Annotated in this window: 18 protein-coding genes; 9 read left to right on the top strand and 9 right to left on the bottom strand. The window is 45.2% G+C overall.

Annotated features, from left to right (window positions below; translation table 11 throughout):
• Positions 1–56 precede the first annotated feature (56 nt).
• The 7 genes from sfsA (at position 57) to panC (ending at position 6,003) form a co-directional block, all read left to right on the top strand.
• Complete coding sequence (gene sfsA / locus R8N47_RS02340; protein ID WP_005380023.1) at positions 57–773, top strand: DNA/RNA nuclease SfsA; 717 nt, start codon at positions 57–59, stop codon at positions 771–773.
• 136 nt (positions 774–909) lie between these two features.
• On the top strand, positions 910–1,356 hold the full coding sequence (dksA, locus tag R8N47_RS02335; RefSeq protein ID WP_005386584.1) for an RNA polymerase-binding protein DksA: 447 nt from the start codon (positions 910–912) through the stop codon (positions 1,354–1,356).
• Between the two features lie 95 nt (positions 1,357–1,451).
• A complete protein-coding gene (gene gluQRS, locus R8N47_RS02330) occupies positions 1,452–2,315 on the top strand; it encodes a tRNA glutamyl-Q(34) synthetase GluQRS (RefSeq protein ID WP_005386586.1) in 864 nt (287 codons plus the stop codon).
• A 102-nt stretch (positions 2,316–2,417) separates the two neighbouring features.
• Complete coding sequence (gene pcnB / locus R8N47_RS02325; protein ID WP_005386589.1) at positions 2,418–3,785, top strand: polynucleotide adenylyltransferase PcnB; 1,368 nt, start codon at positions 2,418–2,420, stop codon at positions 3,783–3,785.
• Positions 3,782–4,267, top strand: a complete 486-nt coding sequence (folK, locus tag R8N47_RS02320) for a 2-amino-4-hydroxy-6-hydroxymethyldihydropteridine diphosphokinase (RefSeq protein ID WP_005380007.1) — start codon at positions 3,782–3,784, stop codon at positions 4,265–4,267. The genes pcnB and folK overlap by 4 nt, the downstream gene beginning before the upstream one ends.
• A 24-nt stretch (positions 4,268–4,291) precedes the next feature.
• On the top strand, positions 4,292–5,086 hold the full coding sequence (gene panB, locus R8N47_RS02315) for a 3-methyl-2-oxobutanoate hydroxymethyltransferase (RefSeq protein ID WP_005386592.1): 795 nt from the start codon (positions 4,292–4,294) through the stop codon (positions 5,084–5,086).
• A gap of 11 nt (positions 5,087–5,097) precedes the next feature.
• Complete coding sequence (gene panC, locus R8N47_RS02310; protein ID WP_005380005.1) at positions 5,098–6,003, top strand: pantoate--beta-alanine ligase; 906 nt, start codon at positions 5,098–5,100, stop codon at positions 6,001–6,003.
• 53 nt (positions 6,004–6,056) lie between these two features.
• Here panC and R8N47_RS02305 read toward each other — a convergent pair whose 3' ends face one another.
• The 4 genes from R8N47_RS02305 to R8N47_RS02290 form a co-directional block, all read right to left on the bottom strand.
• Positions 6,057–6,986 carry a Kdo(2)-lipid IV(A) acyltransferase gene (locus tag R8N47_RS02305; protein ID WP_064354285.1) on the bottom strand — a complete coding sequence of 310 codons (930 nt, stop codon included), beginning with the start codon at positions 6,984–6,986 and terminating at the stop codon, positions 6,057–6,059.
• Between the two features lie 127 nt (positions 6,987–7,113).
• Complete coding sequence (locus R8N47_RS02300; protein WP_064354286.1) at positions 7,114–7,884, bottom strand: ABC transporter permease; 771 nt, start codon at positions 7,882–7,884, stop codon at positions 7,114–7,116.
• Positions 7,885–8,802 (bottom strand): ABC transporter ATP-binding protein, encoded by a 918-nt coding sequence (locus tag R8N47_RS02295; protein ID WP_005380000.1) that lies wholly within the window; start codon positions 8,800–8,802, stop codon positions 7,885–7,887.
• A 250-nt stretch (positions 8,803–9,052) separates the two neighbouring features.
• Positions 9,053–10,723: a SulP family inorganic anion transporter gene (locus R8N47_RS02290; RefSeq protein ID WP_005379997.1), complete on the bottom strand. Its 1,671-nt coding sequence runs from the start codon at positions 10,721–10,723 to the stop codon at positions 9,053–9,055.
• Between the two features lie 281 nt (positions 10,724–11,004).
• Between R8N47_RS02290 and can the strand changes: the two genes are divergently transcribed.
• The gene (can, locus tag R8N47_RS02285; RefSeq protein ID WP_005379996.1) at positions 11,005–11,673 is read left to right on the top strand and encodes a carbonate dehydratase; all 669 of its coding nucleotides are present in this window, start codon (positions 11,005–11,007) and stop codon (positions 11,671–11,673) included.
• 78 nt (positions 11,674–11,751) lie between these two features.
• Here the strand turns inward: can and hpt are convergent, their stop codons facing one another.
• Positions 11,752–12,282, bottom strand: a complete 531-nt coding sequence (gene hpt, locus R8N47_RS02280) for a hypoxanthine phosphoribosyltransferase (RefSeq protein WP_005379995.1) — start codon at positions 12,280–12,282, stop codon at positions 11,752–11,754.
• A gap of 319 nt (positions 12,283–12,601) precedes the next feature.
• Here hpt and opaR point away from each other — a divergent pair, with 319 nt between their 5' ends.
• Positions 12,602–13,216 carry a transcriptional regulator OpaR gene (gene opaR / locus R8N47_RS02275; protein ID WP_005379994.1) on the top strand — a complete coding sequence of 205 codons (615 nt, stop codon included), beginning with the start codon at positions 12,602–12,604 and terminating at the stop codon, positions 13,214–13,216.
• A gap of 138 nt (positions 13,217–13,354) precedes the next feature.
• On the opposite strand, the gene lpdA is transcribed toward opaR, so the two are convergent.
• From lpdA to pdhR, 4 genes are all read right to left on the bottom strand, one after another.
• On the bottom strand, positions 13,355–14,782 hold the full coding sequence (gene lpdA / locus R8N47_RS02270) for a dihydrolipoyl dehydrogenase (RefSeq protein WP_005379993.1): 1,428 nt from the start codon (positions 14,780–14,782) through the stop codon (positions 13,355–13,357).
• Positions 14,783–15,049: 267 nt separating this feature from the next.
• The gene (gene aceF / locus R8N47_RS02265) at positions 15,050–16,951 is read right to left on the bottom strand and encodes a pyruvate dehydrogenase complex dihydrolipoyllysine-residue acetyltransferase (RefSeq protein ID WP_064354287.1); all 1,902 of its coding nucleotides are present in this window, start codon (positions 16,949–16,951) and stop codon (positions 15,050–15,052) included.
• Positions 16,952–16,970: 19 nt separating this feature from the next.
• Positions 16,971–19,634, bottom strand: coding sequence for a pyruvate dehydrogenase (acetyl-transferring), homodimeric type (aceE, locus tag R8N47_RS02260; protein ID WP_005386612.1), 2,664 nt, complete (start codon positions 19,632–19,634; stop codon positions 16,971–16,973).
• 48 nt (positions 19,635–19,682) lie between these two features.
• The gene (gene pdhR, locus R8N47_RS02255; RefSeq protein WP_005379989.1) at positions 19,683–20,450 is read right to left on the bottom strand and encodes a pyruvate dehydrogenase complex transcriptional repressor PdhR; all 768 of its coding nucleotides are present in this window, start codon (positions 20,448–20,450) and stop codon (positions 19,683–19,685) included.
• Positions 20,451–20,471 lie beyond the last annotated feature (21 nt).

Here is a 20,471-nt window from a genome sequence, read left to right as displayed (position 1 = left end):
TTATGGTGTAATGGTGGCAACATTGTACATAAAAAATTTTTTGTCTAAATAAGCAAATGCATTTCACACCCGCTTTAGAGTCCGCCACTCTACTCAAACGTTATAAACGCTTTCTTGCCGATATCGAGCTCGATACTGGTGAAATCCGTACAATCCACTGCGCAAATACAGGTGCAATGACGGGTTGTGCAACGCCCGGAAACAAAGTTTGGTTTTCTACTTCCGACAACCCGAAACGAAAATACCCCAATAGTTGGGAGTTGAGTGAGACCGAACAAGGCCACCGTATTTGTATCAACACCGCGCGTGCCAATCAATTAGCCGTAGAGGCTATTGAAAATAATGTCATTTCAGAGCTTTATGGTTATGACACACTTCAAACTGAGGTGAAATACGGCAATGAAAATAGCCGAATTGATATCTTGCTCAGCGCAGACGACAAGCCAAAGTGCTATATAGAAGTGAAAAGCGTCACTCTTCTTGATGAGACCGACTCTACTGGACAAGGATACTTCCCAGATGCGGTCACGACTCGGGGACAAAAACACCTGAGAGAGCTCACAGAAATGGCACAAAATGGAAGTAGAGCCATACTTTTATTCACTGTTTTACATTCAGGTATTGAAAAAGTATCCGCGGCGCACCATATAGACGCGAAATATTCACTATTACTCAAACAAGCACAAGACGCTGGAGTGGAAGTTCTCTGCTACAAAGCTGAACTGAGCGATACTGGAATGAAGCTGATTTCCGCTATTGATTTTATCAATTAAGAGAAAAAATGATGTCGTCTTCACATTGACGATAACTTTGCGATTCAGTATTTGCTTGCACCGCCTCTTTTTGCTATAGATACCCGCCTTAAATTGACTGCGTAGCAGTTGACTAGGTGTAAGTAGGAGATGCTGTATGCCAGAATCAAAGAAGAAAACGATAGGCATCCTAGCCATTGCCGGCGTGGAGCCATATCAGGAAAAACCTGGTGAAGAGTACATGTCACCAGAGCAGGTTGAACACTTTACGAAAATCTTAACAGCTTGGCGCGACCAGCTAAGAGCTGAAGTGGATCGTACTGTTCACCACATGCAGGACGAAGCAGCAAACTTCCCAGATCCAGTTGACCGCGCCTCTCAAGAGGAAGAGTTCAGCCTAGAACTGCGTAACCGTGACCGCGAACGCCGTTTGATCAAGAAGATTGAAAAGACTTTGGATAAAATCAAAGAAGACGATTTTGGCTTCTGTGAGTCTTGTGGCGTAGAGATTGGTGTTCGCCGTCTTGAAGCACGTCCAACCGCTGACCTTTGTATTGACTGTAAAACACTTGCAGAAATCAAAGAGAAGCAAATGCAAGGTTAATCACCCAGCATTATGATTGTTGAAGGGAGCTCAGGCTCCCTTTTTGTTTTGGCTATCTTCGCACCCTATTTGTTTACTAAATTCGAGATACACGCATGACACGCTATGTAGGTCGATTCGCCCCATCTCCTTCTGGTCCACTGCATTTTGGTTCACTGATTGCCGCTCTTGGCAGTTATTTTCAAGCGAAAGCACAAAACGGAGCTTGGTTAGTACGTATTGAGGACTTAGACCCACCAAGAGAAATGCCAGGTGCAGCGCAACTTATCCTAGAGGCACTCAAGGCCTATCAGCTGCATTGGGATGGAGAAGTGGTATACCAGAGCGAACGTCACGACCTTTACCAAGCTCAAATAAACAAATGGCTCGAAAATGGAGAAGCCTATTATTGCCAATGTACTCGTAAGCAAATTAAAGAGCATGGCGGTTTTTATCCTGGCACTTGCCGCGATAAAAACTTGAAAGACGGCGCGATTCGCCTAAAAATGACCAAGCCTGTCGCTCATTTCCTCGACCAAAAGCGGGGAACCATTACTATTCCAGAGCAACTCGTTAATGAAGATTTCATTATTAAACGTCGAGATGGATTATTTGCTTATAATCTTGCGGTAGTATTGGACGACATCGACCAAGGCGTCACAGAAGTCGTGCGAGGTGCAGACTTAATCGAGCCGACAGGGCGTCAAATTAGCCTGTACCAAATACTTGGTCAGCCTGAAGTTAGCTACTTGCATTTACCATTGGCGATGGACAACAACGGCAATAAATTGTCGAAACAAAATCACGCGACGGCTATTGATATAGATACACCAAAACCTACTCTATTGCGCGCCATGACATTTTTAGGTTTCGAGATACCTGAAACCGTAAGGGCGGCCAACATAGAAGATATTCTTCGTTGGGGCTGCGAAAACTGGCGCTTGGAACAGCTTCCAGCAGAGATCGAGATCACACCGTGATTCTCAAATGGCATTGTGTAGGCTATCATTAGCCGCAAATTAGGCCCTAGAGGCGTATAAAACTAACCAAAGCAAGATTGGATTAAACCCAGTTATTGCCAGATGCACATGAATACAAACGACTATACACCAAGCGAACCTGCCACAATTCCAGAGCTCGCTCTCAATGTAATAACTCGTGAAGAGCACAACATTTCGCGTAAGCAGATCAGTGATAATGCGCTGAAGGTACTGTACCGCCTAAATGGTGCTGGTTTCGATGCTTTTCTTGTGGGTGGCGGGGTTCGAGACTTACTGCTTGGACAAAAACCAAAAGATTTTGACATTGCGACCAACGCAACGCCGGAACAGATCAAACAGCTATTTCGTAACTGCCGTTTGATTGGTCGCCGCTTCCGCTTGGCTCATATTATGTTTGGCCGAGACATCATTGAGGTTGCGACATTCCGTGGTCACCACCAAGAGCAAAAGAATAAGAGCATTTCTCAGCAATCAAAAGAGGGTATGCTGCTGCGTGACAACGTCTACGGCACCATCGATGAAGATGCTGAGCGCCGTGATTTCACGATTAACTCGATGTACTACAACATCGCAGATTACTCGATTCACGACTACGCACGTGGTATTGAAGATTTAGAAGATCGCCTAATTCGACTGATTGGTGATCCAGAAACACGCTACCGTGAAGACCCTGTGCGCATGCTGCGTGCGGTTCGTTTCGCGGTAAAACTAGACTTTGATATTGAAGAAGACACCGCAGCGCCAATCGAACACATGGCACCGTTGCTCGGTGACATTCCGTCAGCGCGTCTTTTTGAAGAGTCACTCAAATTATTGCAATCCGGTCATGGCTTAGAAACCTACCACCTACTGCGTGAGTACAACCTATTCCAGCAACTATTCCCGACGATTGCAGCGCACTTTACAGAAGATTACTCCTCTCATACTGAGCAGATGTTGGATCTTGTCCTAGATTCTACCGACATGCGCATCGAAGATGGGAAACGCATCAATCCAGCATTTATGTTTGCTGCAATGCTGTGGTACCCACTGTGTGCGAAAGCCGATGAACTGATGGAAGAGCGCAACTTAGGCCATTACGACGCCATTATGGAAGCGAGCAACATCATTCTTGACGAGCAAGTTCGCACAATTGCCATTCCAAGACGCCACACCGCAACCATTCGCGAGATTTGGCAGTTACAGCTTCGTCTTCCACGACGTAACGGTAAACGTGCATTCCGTCTTATGGAGCTCAATAAATTTAGAGCTGGCTTTGATTTTCTTGAAATGCGCGGTGAAATTGAAGGTGGTGACACTCAGAAGCTTGCCAAGTGGTGGGAAACTTTTCAAAATGCAGGCCGAGAAATGCGTCAAGCAATGGCTGCCGACTTAGACGGTCAATCACCGAAAACAGGCCAGCGCCGCCGTAAAACTTATCGCAAGAAAAAGAGTAAGCCCAAATCATGATTACAGCGTACATTGCGGTAGGCAGTAACTTGGCTGATCCTGTCAGCCAAGCGAAGCAAGCGATTGAAGCATTAAAAACGCTGCCTAAATCAGAGTTTGTTCAAGCTTCTTCGCTATACAGCAGCACGCCAATGGGGCCACAAAACCAACCGGATTACATCAATGCGGTTGTGTCTATTAACACCAGTTTGACGCCTATTGAATTGCTCAATTGCACACAAGCTATAGAGCAAGAACAAGGGCGTGTCCGTAAAGACGAACGCTGGGGACCAAGAACCTTGGACCTCGACATTGTGCTTTATGGCAATGAGGTGATTAATTCCGAGAGGCTGATCGTTCCTCATTATGGAATGAAAGAGCGTGAATTCGTACTCTACCCTCTTGCGGAAATTGCACCAAGTTTACAACTCCCTGATGGGACCGAGGTCTCTAAACTACTGGAACAAGTAGATAGAAACGGCCTCAGTATCTGGCAGTCATAGCCAACTCCTAGTAAGGATAAAACCATGAAAAAAATGACCATCAACGACCTGATCAAGTGGAAGCAAGAAGGTCGTAAATTTGCTACTTCAACCGCTTATGATGCGAGCTTTGCCCAACTGTTTGAAAGCCAAGAAATGCCAGTACTTCTTGTTGGTGATTCTCTAGGTATGGTTTTGCAAGGTCACAACGATACTCTGCCAGTAACGGTCGATGATATCGCTTACCATACTCGTTGCGTACGCGCTGGTAGCCCAAATTGTTTGTTGATGGCAGACATGCCATTCATGAGCTACACCACGCCAGAGCAAGCTTGCGAAAATGCGGCTAAACTGATGCGTGCTGGTGCCAATATGGTAAAAATTGAAGGTGGTGACTGGCTTGTCGACACGGTGAAAATGCTCACTGAACGATCAGTTCCAGTTTGTGCTCATCTTGGTTTAACTCCTCAAGCTGTTAATATTTTTGGTGGTTACAAAATCCAAGGTCGCGATCAAGAAAAAGCAGACCGCATGGTAAAAGACGCATTAGCGCTGCAAGAAGCAGGCGCTCAAATCGTCTTACTAGAATGCGTACCAGCTGAGCTTGCTGAACGTATTACGCAAGTGCTTGACGTTCCTGTTATCGGTATTGGTGCAGGTAACGTAACAGATGGTCAAATTCTCGTGATGCATGATATGTTCGGTATTTCTGCCAACTACATGCCGAAATTCTCCAAAAACTTTCTTGCTGAAACAGGTGATATGCGCAAAGCCGTTACTAAATACATTGAAGATGTAGCCAACGGTGTATTCCCAGACGACGCTCATACCATTGCCTAGAGGATAAATGCATGCAAACTTTTGCGGAAATCTCAGCAGTTCGTGAACACCTTAAAACCTTTAAACGTGAAGGTCGTAAAGTGGCGTTTGTCCCTACCATGGGCAACCTTCACGAAGGCCACTTAACTTTAGTGCGTAAAGCACGCGAATACGCTGATATCGTTGTCGTAAGCATCTTTGTTAATCCGATGCAGTTTGATCGTGCTGACGATTTAAATAATTACCCACGCACGCTAGAGGAAGACTTAAGCAAGTTAACCTCTGAAGGGGTCGATGTGGTATTTACGCCAACACCAGAAGTTATCTACCCAGAAGGTCTGGATAAGCAAACCTTCGTCGATGTCCCTGGCCTATCAACAATTCTCGAAGGCGCGTCTCGACCAGGTCATTTCCGTGGCGTGACGACGATTGTGAATAAGCTGTTTAACATCGTACAACCGGATGTCGCGTGCTTCGGCGAGAAGGACTTCCAACAACTTGCTGTTATCCGCAAGATGGTTGATGACCTAGCAATGGACATTGAAATCATCGGTGTACCAACCGTACGTGAAATGGACGGTTTAGCAATGAGTTCACGCAATGGCTTGCTTACGCTGGACGAGCGTCAACGTGCTCCTGTACTTGCTCGTACAATGCGTTGGATCAGTAGTGCCATTCGCGGTGGCCGCGATGACTACGCATCGATCATCGAAGATGCAAGCGACCAACTTCGAGCTGCAGGTCTGCACCCTGATGAGATCTTCATTCGTGATGCTCGTACATTACAAGTGATCACACCAGAAACGACACAAGCTGTCATTCTGATGTCTGCGTTCCTAGGCAAGGCTCGTCTTATCGATAACCAAACGGTAGATATGGTTGTCGAAGCGAAGGAAGAAGCTGAATCTAACAATACAAACTCAGAGAGCGCAGAGTAAGCTCTGAGTCATAAAAGTAAAAAGGTCGACTCTTAGTCGACCTTTTTTATACTCTACGTATAGACGCAATCTAACCCTTCAGGGCGAGTTTTAAACCGCTTGTGCAGCCACATCCACGCTGGAATATCACGTTTTATCATTTTCTCAAGCTCTTGGTTCAAGATGCTTGCCGCTTTAACCGCATTACGTCTCTCGAAACGCTCGCTAATGTCTTTTCCAATGTACAGCGTGTAATGGTGATTTTTACTCACTGTAACGCCAGATATAACCGCGCACTTTGTTGCATCAATGAGAACACTAGACCCGACGGTACTCGCCGCTTGTTCAACAGCAAAAAACGGCGCAAAAACAGAATGGCTAACGCCATAATCATGGTCGGGCAAATACCAAAGTCGATGACCCTTTTTCAGAACTTTGAGCATTGATTTCACGTCTTTTCGATCAATCATTTGATGTCCAAAACGAGTTCGACCTCGATGTTGAATAAACTCATAAGCAGGATTCGAATTTGGGCGATAAACGCCATAACCTTGGGCAAACTGGCTAAAAATACGAGCGGTTATCTCCAAGTTTAAATGGTGACTGCACACCACCAACACACCACGTCCATTCTTTTCCTCAGCGAGTAAACGATCTTTTCCAACAATAGAGGTTATCCAACGTATCCGCCAATCTGGCCAAAACCAAGCGATACCGGTTTCGATGATCGCCATTCCAGTATATTGAAAGTTTTTTCGTACTACGTCCTTACATTGCCAATCCGTAAAATCAGGGAAACACAGCTGGAGATTACGCAGAGCGATCTTGTGTCGGCGCTTCATTACATGCATCGCAATACAGCCGATGCTTCTACCTAAGATTCGCAATACTACGTATGGCAGTACATTAACAAGAATCGCTAAAGATCCAAATGCCAGCCATACAGACCAATATTTGGGCTTAAGTAACTGATAGGAGAAAGGCGGCGGCGGGACAATATTCATAGGATCACTCATTTATTACAAATGATTGAAACCTACCATGATAAAAACCGAAAAATTGTATGGGTATGTATTGTTATGCATGCGAAAGAGCAGCGTGAATCGCCGCTCTTTGCTTTATGAGAATGGCTTAGCTTCTTAGCCCAATCCCTTTGGTTACTAGATAATACGCAATGGCATACAGTGCAACAACAAACACTGCAAGTACACTAAATGAAGTGATAATGCCTACATCCGAGACACCTAAAAAGCCGTAACGGAACGCATTCACCATGTAGACGATTGGGTTGATCTTAGAAACGCCTTGCCAAAATTCAGGCAGAAGACTAATCGAATAAAAGACACCTCCCAAGTAAGTTAGAGGAGTCAATACAAACGTAGGGATGATCGAAATATCGTCAAACGTTTTTGCGTAAACCGCATTGATCAAGCCACCGAGAGCAAATACCACCGACGTCATGAAGACAGTCGCGACAATAATGCCCCAGTGCTCCACTTGCAAATCAACGAACAAAAGTGACACACAAGTAACAATTGCACCGACCAACAAACCTCGAGTCACGCCGCCCATCACGTAGCCAGCAATAATCACATAGTTTGGTACCGGTGCCACCAGCAGTTCTTCAATGTTCTTCTGTAGCTTTGCACTAAAGAATGACGACGCCACGTTCGAGTATGAGTTAGTGATCACCGACATCATGATCAAACCTGGAACAATGTACTCCATGTAACTAAAGCCGCTCATCTCACCAATTCGAGAGCCAATAAGATTGCCGAAAATGATGAAGTACAACGTCATCGTAATGGCTGGCGGCACTAAGGTTTGCACCCAAATACGTGTAAAACGAGTGACTTCTTTGCTCAGCAAGCTGCGAAATGCCGTCCAATATAAACCGTACATTTAATTACTCCCCTCTCTTACAATGCTGACAAACAACTCTTCAAGTCGGTTGGCTTTGTTACGCATTGAGAGAACTTTAATGCCATGCTCTGTTAACTGACTGAATACCGAATTCAATCCTTGGCTCTTATCTAGTTCTATCTCTAAAGAGCCATCAACAATACTTTGTCGATTAACACCTTCAAGCTCAGGCACCTCGACTTCTGACTCAATATCCAAGATAAATGTCTCGACGCTTAGCTTACCTAGTAACGCCTTCATGGTGGTATTTTCAATCAGCTCACCACGATTAATAATGCCGATATTTCGACACAGCATCTCCGCTTCTTCTAGGTAGTGTGTCGTTAAAATAATCGTAATTCCTTGCTCTTGGTTGATCTCTTTCAGAAACCCCCACATTGAGCGGCGTAGTTCAATATCCACTCCAGCCGTTGGTTCATCTAAAATGAGTAATTGCGGCTCGTGCATCAAAGCTCTTGCGATCATTAAACGACGCTTCATCCCACCGGATAGGTTACGAGCACGCTCTTGGCGTTTTTCCCATAAATCCAATTTTTTCAGGTATTTTTCTGCTCTTTCTTTGGCTAATACTTTAGACACACCGTAATAGCCAGCTTGCTGCATCACAATTTGCTCAACGGTTTCAAACTGGTTGAAGTTGAACTCCTGTGGCACCAAGCCTAAATTCTGCTTGGCCAATTCGAGGTCGGTATCAATGTCATAACCGAAAACTTTCGTCGTTCCGGAGGTTTTATTCACTAAGGAGGAAATGATGCCAATCGTGGTCGATTTTCCTGCACCATTGGGACCCAGAAGCGCGTAGAAGTCACCCTTTTTCACTTGGAGACTTATACCTTTTAACGCCTCAAAGCCACCTGCATACGTCTTGCGCAGTTGTTCAATTTCTAATGCGTACATAAGGTCTTGATTGCCGTTTGTTTGTGATTACTAATACCGACTCATATTTAGCAGCGGTTTACTACAAAATCGCCTTGGGTATCGTATTGGAGGTCCATCAGTTTATCGTTGAATAACGATGATTACAAATAAACCTTTCGATAATATTGGAAATATAACCCTTACCTCGTAAAGGTTATCTCTGAGTAAGACAAAATAGAGCATAAAAAAACGCAACAGGACACTGTTGCGTTTTTAACTGTCAGAATGATTACGCCGTTATGCGCTGATACTGGTCTGCCTCAACATGTGCCACCGCCGCATTCAATGCTTCGTAACGGAATTGGTACATATTTTCATCAGGCACAAGGTCAATCACATGGAATTTCTCTAGCTGTTCTCGTGTTCGCTCATTCGGGCATAATAAATACACGGCACAATTGGCATCGAGAGCATCCTTAATCGCATTCTCTAACGCCAAACCGACGGTCACATCAATCATTGGTACATCCGTAAGATCGAGAATCATCACGTCATAGTCCGAAATACTAGAGTGCTGACGTGAAATGGCTTTAGAAACACTAAAGATCATCGGACCGGAAAGATAAAAGAACAGCACTTTACCATTAGCACGATCCAACAAACCACGCTCGCTGTCAGTCAGCGGCACATCATCTTCATCCGCGTCGCTGATCGCTTTTACTTGTCGCGCCTGCTCTCGGCTCAAACGCTCGATGATGATAATGTTCGAGATAAAGACGCCTAAACCCACCGCAACGATAAGATCAACGAATACTGTAAGCAACATAACGCCATACATCACCGCCATTCCGGAAAAGCTTACCTTATGTGCCCTCTGAATAAAGCTCCAGTCTAGGATGTTAAAGCCAACATACACCGCAATGCCTGCTAACACAGCCATCGGGATTGGCTCTGTTAACCCGCCAGCAACCAGTACAACCAACGCCAACATTAGTGCACGAATCACACCAGATAATGGCGAACGAGCCCCAACTTGGATATTCGTTACCGTCCCCATGGTAGCCCCCGCCCCCGGCAGCGCACCAAACAAGCCTGAGATCATGTTAGCTAACCCTTGACCTCGCAGCTCTTTATCTGAGTCGTGTTCTTTACGAGTTAATGAGTCACCGATAACCGCCGTTAACAAAGTATCAATACAACCTAATGTGCCGAGCACTAATGCATCAATGACCATCTCGACAAACATATCTGTGTCAATATAAGGGGCGACGAGAGAAGGTAACCCAGCAGGAATTTCACCGATACGACGAATATCTTCTGTATCAAAGAGAATCACAGACAATAAAGTTACCGCGACCAATGCCACGAGCTGTGCAGGAACGTATTTACGATATTGCTTAGGGAAGAAAAAAAGAATCCCCAAAGTCAGTAGTCCCAAAAACAACTCACTGAATTTAAGGTTAGAAATGGTCTCCGGCAAAGCAGATAACGTTCCGAGTACTCCCCCTGAAGGCGCAGCATGTCCCATCAAAGGCGATAACTGCAGAATGATAAGAATCACACCAATGCCAGACATAAACCCGGAAATAACGCTATAAGGCATTAAGGTAACGTATTTACCCAGTTTTAACGTCCCCAATAGGATTTGGAATGCGCCAGCCATCATGACAACCGTGAAAGTCATAGCCATGCCCGTTTCTGGGTATTTCGCCATCATACTGGTTAATACTGCGGTCATGATTACCGTCATTGGCCCTGTCGGTTCTGATATTAACGTATTAGAACCACCAAATAACGAGGCAAACAAACCGACCATTATTGCCCCCCAAAGGCCGGCCTCAGCACCGGCTCCGGATGCAACACCAAACGCTAACGCCAGAGGGAGAGAGATAATCGCCGTGGTTACCCCGCCAAATACATCCCCTTTGAAATTGATATCTTCAAAACGACTACCGAACACTGCTGATTTTCCCTGCATTCAATTTTAAAAAGTAAAATATCACTACTTTAACGAGCTAGGCGAAAATTTAAACCATAAATAGATTAAGGCTAAATTCACACCACAAATAGTTTCACCAGATTTTACTTTTTTCTTAATGAAAACTAGTCAGATGAGTCCTATCTGACGAATATTTAACGAGATCGAAATTGTAACATTGTGTATAGTTACAACACTGATCGCTTGCATGTGCACACAAACAGCGGCAGCGATTTTGTCTTTTAAGGGAAGTAGTTTGCAAAATGCCGGAAATAAAACAGTTATTTGAAAACAATTCGAAATGGTCTCAAGAGATCAAATCTGATCGACCTGAATACTTCGCAAAACTCGCTGAGGGGCAAAAGCCTGATTTTCTTTGGATTGGCTGCTCTGATAGCCGCGTTCCTGCCGAGCGACTAACCGGGCTATACTCAGGTGAACTCTTTGTTCATCGGAATGTTGCAAACCAAGTTATCCATACTGATCTCAACTGTCTATCTGTCGTCCAGTACGCCGTAGACGTTCTTAAGGTTAAACACATCATTGTCTGTGGACACTATGGATGTGGTGGCGTAAACGCAGCCATTGATAACCCTAAGCTAGGTCTTATTAATAATTGGCTGTTACATATCAGAGATATCTATTTCAAACACCGCACTTACCTAGATCAAATGCCGCAACAAGATCGAGCGGATAAACTAGGCGAGCTTAATGTTGCAGAGCAAGTGTACAACTTGGGTAACTCAACCATCCTGCAAAACGCTTGGGAGCGTGGGCAAGATGTTGAAATTCATGGTGTGGTATACGGAATTGAAGATGGTCGCTTAGAGTACTTAGGCATTCGTTCTAACTCTAAGGAAACCGTAGAAGCGTCTTACCAGAAAGCTCTTTCGACGATTCTAAATACAGATAACAAGCTGCTTTGTCGCTAAGTCATATCTAAAAGTTGAACAAAAAACGCCCATCTTAGATGGGCGTTTTTTTTATATTTTTAATGCTGCTCTCAATGATTATTCTTGAGGTACAACTTTACCGATGTATGGTAAGTGGCGGTATTTCTGCGCGTAATCAATACCCACCCCAACGACAAATTCATCTGGAATTTCGAAACCAATCCAATCCACAGGAACATTCACTTCACGACGAGATGGCTTATCTAGGAGCGTACAAATAGCGATAGACTTCGGCTCACGTAGCGAAAGAATCTCACGGATTTTATTTAGTGTGTTACCAGTGTCAATGATGTCTTCAACAAGCAGAATGTCTTTACCTTTGATGTCATCATCCAAATCTTTCAAGATACGAACGTCACGTGAGCTTTCCATCGTATTGCCGTAGCTTGACGCTGTCATAAAATCAACTTGGTGAGTCAGTTCGATAGCACGTGCCAAGTCTGCCATAAATACAAATGAGCCACGCAATAAGCCTACCAACACAAGATCTTCACTACCTTGATAACGCTCTGTAATTTGTTTGCCTAATTCACGAACTCGCTCCTGAACTTCTTGCTCAGAAATCATGACTTCTATTGTATGTTTCATACTGTGCTCAATCTAAATTTGTGGGTTGAGGTAAGTCGCACGCAAACGATCACCTAATCTTACGGCGTGTAGTGTATCACCACGTTCATTGGGTTGAAAGTCACATCCTGTTGCCAAAAAATCTTGGAAGAAGGTCTTAGTTTTATAAAGTTCATAGCTAAATTTATCAATAATAATGACATTACTGTATATAAATTGTTCTACAGATGTTGACCTTGTGCATATGCACCATTACACTCATCACTGCTTTAAGCAACTATTAAAATAATCAATTAGGGGGTTACCCCCAATATCAACTCAAATGGCAAGGAAAATGGACATGGACTCAATTGCAAAGAGACCTAGAACTAGGCTTTCTCCAATTAAGCGTAAGCAACAGCTAATGGAAATCGCATTGGAAGTATTTGCGCGCCGCGGCATCGGTCGTGGTGGTCACGCAGATATCGCAGAAATTGCTCAAGTTTCTGTGGCGACTGTTTTTAACTACTTCCCTACACGCGAAGACTTGGTGGATGAAGTTCTCAATCACGTCGTACGTCAGTTCTCAAACTTCCTATCGGATAACATAGACCTAGACTTACATGCACGTGAAAACATCGCCAATATTACGAATGCGATGATCGAGCTTGTCAGCCAAGACTGTCACTGGCTAAAAGTATGGTTCGAGTGGAGTGCTTCAACACGTGACGAAGTATGGCCATTGTTTGTTTCAACTAACCGTACTAACCAGTTGCTGGTACAAAACATGTTCATTAAAGCAATTGAACGCGGTGAGGTGTGTGACCAGCACGATTCAGAACACTTGGCAAACCTGTTCCACGGTATTTGTTACTCACTGTTTGTCCAAGCGAACCGCGCTAAAGGTGAAGCGGAGCTGAAACATCTAGTGAATTCATACTTAGATATGCTTTGCATTTACAACCGTGAACACTAAAGCTTAGCTCGTAATATATGTCAGCCCACCGTTTGGTGGGCTTTTTATTGTCTGCTAAGCACACATTTATATTCCTATATAACAAGCATAAAAAAACCGCTGCAATGCAGCGGCTTCTATCATTCAGTCAGAAAAAGCTTACTTCTTCTTAACTGCTTTTTTGTTTGGCAGGTCAGTGATTGAACCTTCAAATACTTCAGCAGCTAGACCTACAGACTCGTGTAGAGTTGGGTGAGCGTGGATAGTCAGAGCGATATCTTCTGCATCACAGCCCATCTCAATTGCAAGGCCGATTTCACCAAGTAGTTCACCACCGTTAGTACCAACGATAGCACCACCGATTACGCGGTGAGTTTCTTTGTCGAAGATTAGCTTAGTCATACCGTCTGCACAGTCAGATGCGATTGCACGACCTGATGCTGCCCATGGGAATGTTGCTACTTCGTACTTGATGCCTTCTTCTTTCGCTTCTTTTTCAGTCTTACCAACCCAAGCCACTTCTGGCTCAGTGTACGCAATTGAAGGGATAACTTTAGGGTCGAAGTAGTGCTTCTTACCAGAGATAACTTCAGCAGCTACGTGACCTTCATGCACACCTTTGTGAGCAAGCATTGGTTGACCAACGATATCACCGATCGCGAAGATGTGAGGAACGTTAGTACGCATTTGCTTATCAACGTTGATGAAGCCGCGCTCGTCAATTTCTAGACCCGCTTTTTCACCGTCGATTAGCTTACCATTTGGTACACGACCGATAGCAACTAGAACCGCATCGTAACGCTCAGCTTCAGCTGGCGCTTTCTTGCCTTCCATTGAAACGTAGATACCGTCTTCTTTTGCTTCAACTGCTGTTACTTTCGTTTCTAGCATTAGCTTGAACTTGTCTTTGATACGCTTAGTAAATACTTTCACGATATCTTTGTCTGCTGCAGGAATTACCTGGTCAAACATTTCAACAACTTCAACTTTAGAACCTAGAGAGTGGTAAACCGTACCCATTTCTAGACCGATGATACCACCGCCCATGATAAGCAGTTTTTCTGGCACTTCTTTTAGTTCAAGAGCGTCAGTAGAGTCCCAAATACGTGGGTCTTCATGCGGGATAAATGGCAGTTTGATTGGACGAGAACCAGCCGCAACGATTGCGTTGTCAAAGTTAACAACTGTTGGCTCACCTTCGCCTTCTACAAGGATAGAGTTAGGGCCAGTGAACTTACCGTAACCGTTAACTACTGTTACGTTACGCATCTTAGCCATACCGCTTAGGCCGCCAGTTAGTTGGTTAACAACCTTTTCTTTCCAGATGCGGATTTTGCTGATGTCTGTTTGAGGCTCACCGAACACAACGCCGTGGTCAGCCATCGCTTTCGCTTCTTCAATTACTTTAGAAACGTGAAGCAGTGCTTTAGATGGGATACAACCCACGTTCAGACATACACCGCCAAGCGTGCTGTAACGTTCAACTAGTACAGTTTCAAGACCTAAGTCCGCACAACGGAATGCAGCGGAGTAACCAGCAGGACCAGAACCAAGTACAACAACTTGGGCTTTAATTTCTTTGCTCATTTTGACCTCTTGTAGTCATTATCCCTAACAGGCTGAGTGGGTATCGATTTTTTATGTTTAAGAGAGATTTGTTTTAAACAGTTATTTTCAGACCGCTAACAGTTTACAGAGATGTTAATGGTGTGAAAAGTAAATCAATTTAGCCTGTGAGCTAGACAACAATTCGATTGTGAAAACCCTGAACGAAGCAAGGCTGATAACCAAATTGTCGGTAATTATGATTAGCAGAGGCGGCTAAGTTGCCGCCTCTCATTCATCTAATTTCTATTACAGAACTAGACGACGAATGTCAGATAGACATGAGTTTAGGTAAGTGATGAAGCGCGCACCTTCAGCACCATCGATCACACGGTGGTCGTATGATAGAGACAGTGGAAGTTGTAGACGCGGTTCGAACTCTTTACCGTTCCATACCGGTTTCATTTCTGACTTAGACACACCTAGGATACCAACTTCTGGCGCGTTTACGATTGGAGTAAACGCCGTACCGCCGATACCGCCTAGGCTAGAGATAGTGAAACAGCCACCTTGCATGTCAGCAGCTGTTAGCTTGCCTGCACGTGCTTTCTTAGAAACCGCCATTAGCTCTTCAGATAGCTCGTAGATGCCTTTCTTGTTCACGTCTTTAAATACAGGAACAACTAGACCGTTTGGTGTATCTACCGCGATACCAACATTCACGTATTTCTTCAGAATTAGGCTCTCACCGTCTTCTGATAGAGAAGAGTTGAACGCTGGGAAGGCTTCAAGCGCTTTAGCTACCGCTTTCATGATGAACACAAGTGGTGTGATCTTCATGCCAGTGTCTTTCTTCGCTTCAATCGCGTTTTGCTCTTTACGGAATGCTTCAAGAGCCGTGATGTCTGCGTTATCCCACTGTGTAACGTGCGGGATCATTACCCAGTTACGGTGTAGGTTTGCGCCAGAGATCTTCTTAATGCGAGATAGCGGTTGAACTTCTGTCTCACCAAACTTGCTGAAGTCCACTTTTGGCCATGGTAGTAGACCAAGAGCCGCGCCGTCGCCTTTGCCAGATGCTGCTGCACCTGCGCCAGACTCAAGACGCTTAAGTGCATCTTTCACGTAAGCTTGAACGTCTTCTTTTAGGATACGGCTCTTACGACCAGAACCTTTAACCTTAGAAAGATTAACGCCAAATTCACGCGCTAGACGACGAACAACTGGAGACGCGTGAGCGTACTCATCATTTTCTTTGAAATCGCCAGTCGCTGCTGGAGCTGCTGCCGCTGGAGCTTCTGCTTTAGGAGCCGGAGCTGCAGGTGCTGCCGCTTGAGCTGGAGCTGGAGCTGCTGCAGGAGCAGGTGCTGCACCCGCCACTTCGAATACCATGATTAGTGAGCCAGTAGACACTTTGTCGCCAGCTGCAATCTTGATTTCTTTAACTGTGCCAGCGAATGGTGCAGGAACTTCCATAGAAGCTTTGTCACCTTCAACAGTGATTAGAGATTGCTCTTCTTCCACTGTGTCGCCAACCGCAACCATGATCTCAGTAACTTCAACTTCGTCGCCGCCGATATCTGGAACGTTCACTTCTTTTGCCGCAGACGCTGCTGGAGCTGCTGCCGCAGGAGCTTCAGCTGCCGCTGGTGCTGCTGGAGCGCCTGAACCTGCTGTTTCGAATACCATGATAAGTGAGCCAGTCGATACTTTATCGCCTGCTGCAACTTTGATCTCTTTTAGAGTACCTGCGAATGGCGCTGGAACTTCCATAGAAGCTTTGTCGCCTTCAACAGTTAGAAGAGATTGCTCTTCTTCGATGCTGTCGCCAACGGCAACCATGATTTCGGTAACTTCTACTTCATCACCACCGATGTCTGGTACGTGAACTTCTTTTAGTTCTGCCGCTGCTGCTGCTGGAGCTGGAGCTGCTGCTGGAGCTGCTTCTGCCGCAGGAGCAGGTGCAGCGTCAGCTGCACCCTCGGCTTCGAAAATCATGATTAGAGAACCAGTAGAAACCTTGTCGCCTTCTGCAACTTTGATTTCTTTAACGATACCCGCTTGAGAAGCAGGAACTTCCATAGAAGCTTTATCGCCTTCAACTGTGATCAGAGACTGCTCTTCTTCAACCTTGTCGCCAACGCTTACAAGAATCTCAGTAACTTCAACCTCATCCGCACCGATGTCTGGTACATTAATTTCGATTGCCATTTCTTATCTACCTTCTTAATTAAGCGTATAGCGGGTTTGTTTTCTCTGTGTCGATGTCGAATTTCTTAATTGCTTCTGCAACTACAGATTTCTCAACTTCGCCACGTTTCGCTAGTTCAGTTAGCGCTGCTACTACTACGTAACCTGCGTTCACTTCGAAGTGACGACGTAGGTTTTCACGGCTGTCTGAACGACCGAAGCCATCAGTACCAAGAACTTTGAAAGACTCAGCAGGAATGTATGCACGAACCTGCTCTGCGTAGTTCTTCATGTAGTCAGTTGCTGCGATAGCAGGTTCAGTACCCATTACTGTTTGGATGTAAGGTACTTTCGCTTCCGCTTCTGGGTGAAGCATGTTGAAACGCTCTGCATCTTGGCCATCGCGAGTTAGTTCGTTGAATGACGTTACAGAGTAAACATCAGAAGCAACACCGTAATCTTCGCTTAGGATTTGAGCTGCTTTACGTACTTCATTCATGATAGTACCAGAGCTCATTAGCTGAACTTTCGCTTTGTCGCCCGTGTAAGTTTCTAGCTTGTAGATACCTTTACGGATGCCTTCTTCAGCGCCTTCTGGCATTGCTGGCATTGCGTAGTTTTCGTTCATTAGCGTTAGGTAGTAGAACACGTTTTCTTGTTCTGGACCGTACATGCGACGGATACCGTCTTGCATGATTACTGCTACTTCGTACGCGAATGTTGGGTCGTAAGAAATACAGTTAGGAACCGTACCCGCCAAAATGTGCGAGTGGCCGTCTTCGTGCTGTAGACCTTCACCGTTCAACGTTGTACGACCCGCAGTTGCACCTAGTAGGAAACCACGTGCTTGTTGGTCACCAGCCATCCACGCCATGTCGCCAACACGTTGGAAGCCGAACATTGAGTAGTAGATGTAGAACGGGATCATTGGTAGGTCGTTTGTCGAGTATGAAGTCGCAGCAGCAACCCATGAAGACATAGCACCTAGCTCGTTGATACCTTCTTGTAGAACCTGACCTGAAGTCGCTTCTTTGTAGTAAGAAACAACGCCACGGTCTTCTGGTGTGTAAGTTTGGCCGTGCGGGTTGTAGATACCGATTTGACGGAACAGACCTTCCATACCGAATGTACGTGCTTCGTCAGCAATGATAGGAACGATGTTCTTACCAATGTTCTTGTTCTTAAGTAGAACGTTTAGCGCACGTACGAATGCCATAGTAGAAGAGATATCACGCTTCTGTTCTTCTAGTAGTGGCTTGAATTCTTCTAGCTCAGGAACGATGAATTCTTGAGTGAATTTTGGTAGACGCTGTGGCGTGTAGCCGTGTAGCGCTTTACGACGAGCGTGTAGGTATTCGTACTCTTTTGAACCTTCTTCAAGTTTCAGGTACGGAAGCTCTTTCACTGCTTCGTCAGTTAGGATGTCTTGAAGACCTAGACGATCACGTAGGTGTAGTACGTGAGTCATGTCCATCTTCTTAACTTGGTGCGCGATGTTCTTACCTTCAGCCGCTTCACCCATGCCGTAACCTTTAACAGTCTTAGCTAGGATTACTGTTGGACGACCTTTAGTTTCTGCCGCGTTTTTGTATGCCGCGTATAGCTTAGAAGACTCGTGACCACCACGCTTAAGTGCGAAGATTTCGTCATCAGTCATGTCAGCAACAAGTGCAGCTGTCTCTGGGTACTTACCAAAGAAGTGCTCACGTACGTACGCGCCATCTTTTGATTTGAATGTTTGGTAGTCGCCGTCGATCGTTTCATTCATAAGCTGTAGAAGCTTACCAGTCGTATCTTTAGCTAGTAGTGAATCCCAGTTGTTACCCCAGATTACCTTCACTACGTTCCAACCAGCACCTTTGAACAGACCTTCAAGTTCTTGAATGATCTTACCGTTACCCATTACAGGGCCATCTAGACGCTGTAGGTTACAGTTGATTAGGAAGCATAGGTTGTCTAGTTTCTCACGCGCAGCGAAAGAGATAGCACCACGTGATTCTGGCTCATCCATCTCACCGTCACCTAGGAACGCGTAAACGCGCTGCTCTGAAGTATCTTTAAGACCACGGCCTTCTAGGTACTTAAGGAAACGAGCTTGGTAGATAGAAGCGATTGGACCTAGGCCCATCGATACTGTCGGGAACTGCCAGAATTCAGGCATCAGTTTAGGGTGCGGGTATGAAGGAATACCTTTGCCGTCTACTTCTTGACGGAAGTTGTCTAGCTGCTCTTCAGTTAGACGACCTTCAACGAATGCACGTGAGTAGATACCTGGTGAAATGTGACCTTGGTAGTAAACTAGGTCGCCACCATCCTTCTCGTTTGGTGCACGGAAGAAGTGGTTGAAACATGTCTCGTAGAACGCAGCAGAAGACTGGAAAGACGCCATGTGGCCGCCTAGCTCTAGGTCTTTCTTAGATGCACGTAGAACGATCATGATAGCGTTCCAACGAATAATTGAGCGAATACGACGCTCAAGTGTTGTGTCACCTGGGTATGCTGGTTCTTGGTCTGCAGGAATCGTGTTGATGTAGTTAGTTGTGATACCTGTTGGCATATCAACACCGTCTAGACGTGCTTTATCTAGAACTTGCTCTAATAGGAATTGAGCACGCTCTAGACCTTCTTCACGTACAACTGACTCAAGCGCTTGTAGCCATTCTTGAGTTTCCAGTGCATCTACGTCATGCTTCATATCAGACATGGCGATCTATCCTTCTGTTGGTTGGATCTACTTATTTAAGTAACGCTCTTACGAGTCGTTACCCTGCTGAATTCGACGTAGAGAACGCTCTCGTCGAGACTCTTCTCGAGTCAAATCCAACAATGTTTCTTCGATGTAAGCCAAGTGCGAGTGGGACATTTCTCGCGCCTTTTCAGGCTGACCAGAAACAATCGCATCCACGATATTGGCTCGGTGTTTACTGACTTTCTCGACCGCTTCTGGGCGGCGACGTAGTAATTTAAAATTTTGTAGAATATTTTGCTCAAGCAAAGGTGCTAAGCTTCGAACAATGTGCAACAAAACCACGTTGTGCGCGGCTTCTGTCAAAGCGATCAAAAATTGCATCACTTCCGCAGATTCAGCTTCGATATCGTTGTTTGCTTGCTCTTGGCTAATGCGTTCAAGGCAACCTTGAATACGCGCAAAATCTTCTTCGGTACCACGTAAAGCTGCAAAGTAAGCTGAAATTCCTTCCATTGCATGACGAGACTCAAGCACATCAAGCTGGGTTTCAGAATGACTAGACAACAAATTCAACAAGGGATCTGAAAAGCTCTTCCAGATATTCTCACTTACGAATGTTCCGCCACCTTGGCGACGAGTCAACAAACGCTTCGCTTCCAAGCGTTGAATGGCTTCTCGGACTGAAGGACGAGACACATCGAACTGTTTTGCCAGTTCACGCTCTGGAGGCAGTTGTTGCCCCGGAGACAATGTTCCTTCCACTATCAACCTTTCTAACTCTTGTTCTATAACATCAGAGAGTTTTGGCTGACGAATCCTTTGATAAGCCATAATTTATTGTTCTTCTACTCT

The organism is Vibrio sp. 2132-1, assembly GCF_033344315.1.
This window is presented reverse-complemented; position numbering and strand designations above follow the sequence as displayed.

Coding starts and splice junctions, on each gene's coding strand:
- aceF (WP_064354287.1), bottom strand. CDS start 16,951: ATGGCAATCGAAATTAATGTACCAGACATCGGTGCGGATGAGGTTGAA.
- panB (WP_005386592.1), top strand. CDS start 4,292: ATGAAAAAAATGACCATCAACGACCTGATCAAGTGGAAGCAAGAAGGT.
- panC (WP_005380005.1), top strand. CDS start 5,098: ATGCAAACTTTTGCGGAAATCTCAGCAGTTCGTGAACACCTTAAAACC.
- R8N47_RS02295 (WP_005380000.1), bottom strand. CDS start 8,802: ATGTACGCATTAGAAATTGAACAACTGCGCAAGACGTATGCAGGTGGC.
- can (WP_005379996.1), top strand. CDS start 11,005: ATGCCGGAAATAAAACAGTTATTTGAAAACAATTCGAAATGGTCTCAA.
- aceE (WP_005386612.1), bottom strand. CDS start 19,634: ATGTCTGATATGAAGCATGACGTAGATGCACTGGAAACTCAAGAATGG.
- pdhR (WP_005379989.1), bottom strand. CDS start 20,450: ATGGCTTATCAAAGGATTCGTCAGCCAAAACTCTCTGATGTTATAGAA.
- R8N47_RS02305 (WP_064354285.1), bottom strand. CDS start 6,986: ATGAATATTGTCCCGCCGCCGCCTTTCTCCTATCAGTTACTTAAGCCC.
- opaR (WP_005379994.1), top strand. CDS start 12,602: ATGGACTCAATTGCAAAGAGACCTAGAACTAGGCTTTCTCCAATTAAG.
- gluQRS (WP_005386586.1), top strand. CDS start 1,452: ATGACACGCTATGTAGGTCGATTCGCCCCATCTCCTTCTGGTCCACTG.
- hpt (WP_005379995.1), bottom strand. CDS start 12,282: ATGAAACATACAATAGAAGTCATGATTTCTGAGCAAGAAGTTCAGGAG.
- sfsA (WP_005380023.1), top strand. CDS start 57: ATGCATTTCACACCCGCTTTAGAGTCCGCCACTCTACTCAAACGTTAT.
- folK (WP_005380007.1), top strand. CDS start 3,782: ATGATTACAGCGTACATTGCGGTAGGCAGTAACTTGGCTGATCCTGTC.
- pcnB (WP_005386589.1), top strand. CDS start 2,418: ATGCACATGAATACAAACGACTATACACCAAGCGAACCTGCCACAATT.
- lpdA (WP_005379993.1), bottom strand. CDS start 14,782: ATGAGCAAAGAAATTAAAGCCCAAGTTGTTGTACTTGGTTCTGGTCCT.
- dksA (WP_005386584.1), top strand. CDS start 910: ATGCCAGAATCAAAGAAGAAAACGATAGGCATCCTAGCCATTGCCGGC.
- R8N47_RS02300 (WP_064354286.1), bottom strand. CDS start 7,884: ATGTACGGTTTATATTGGACGGCATTTCGCAGCTTGCTGAGCAAAGAA.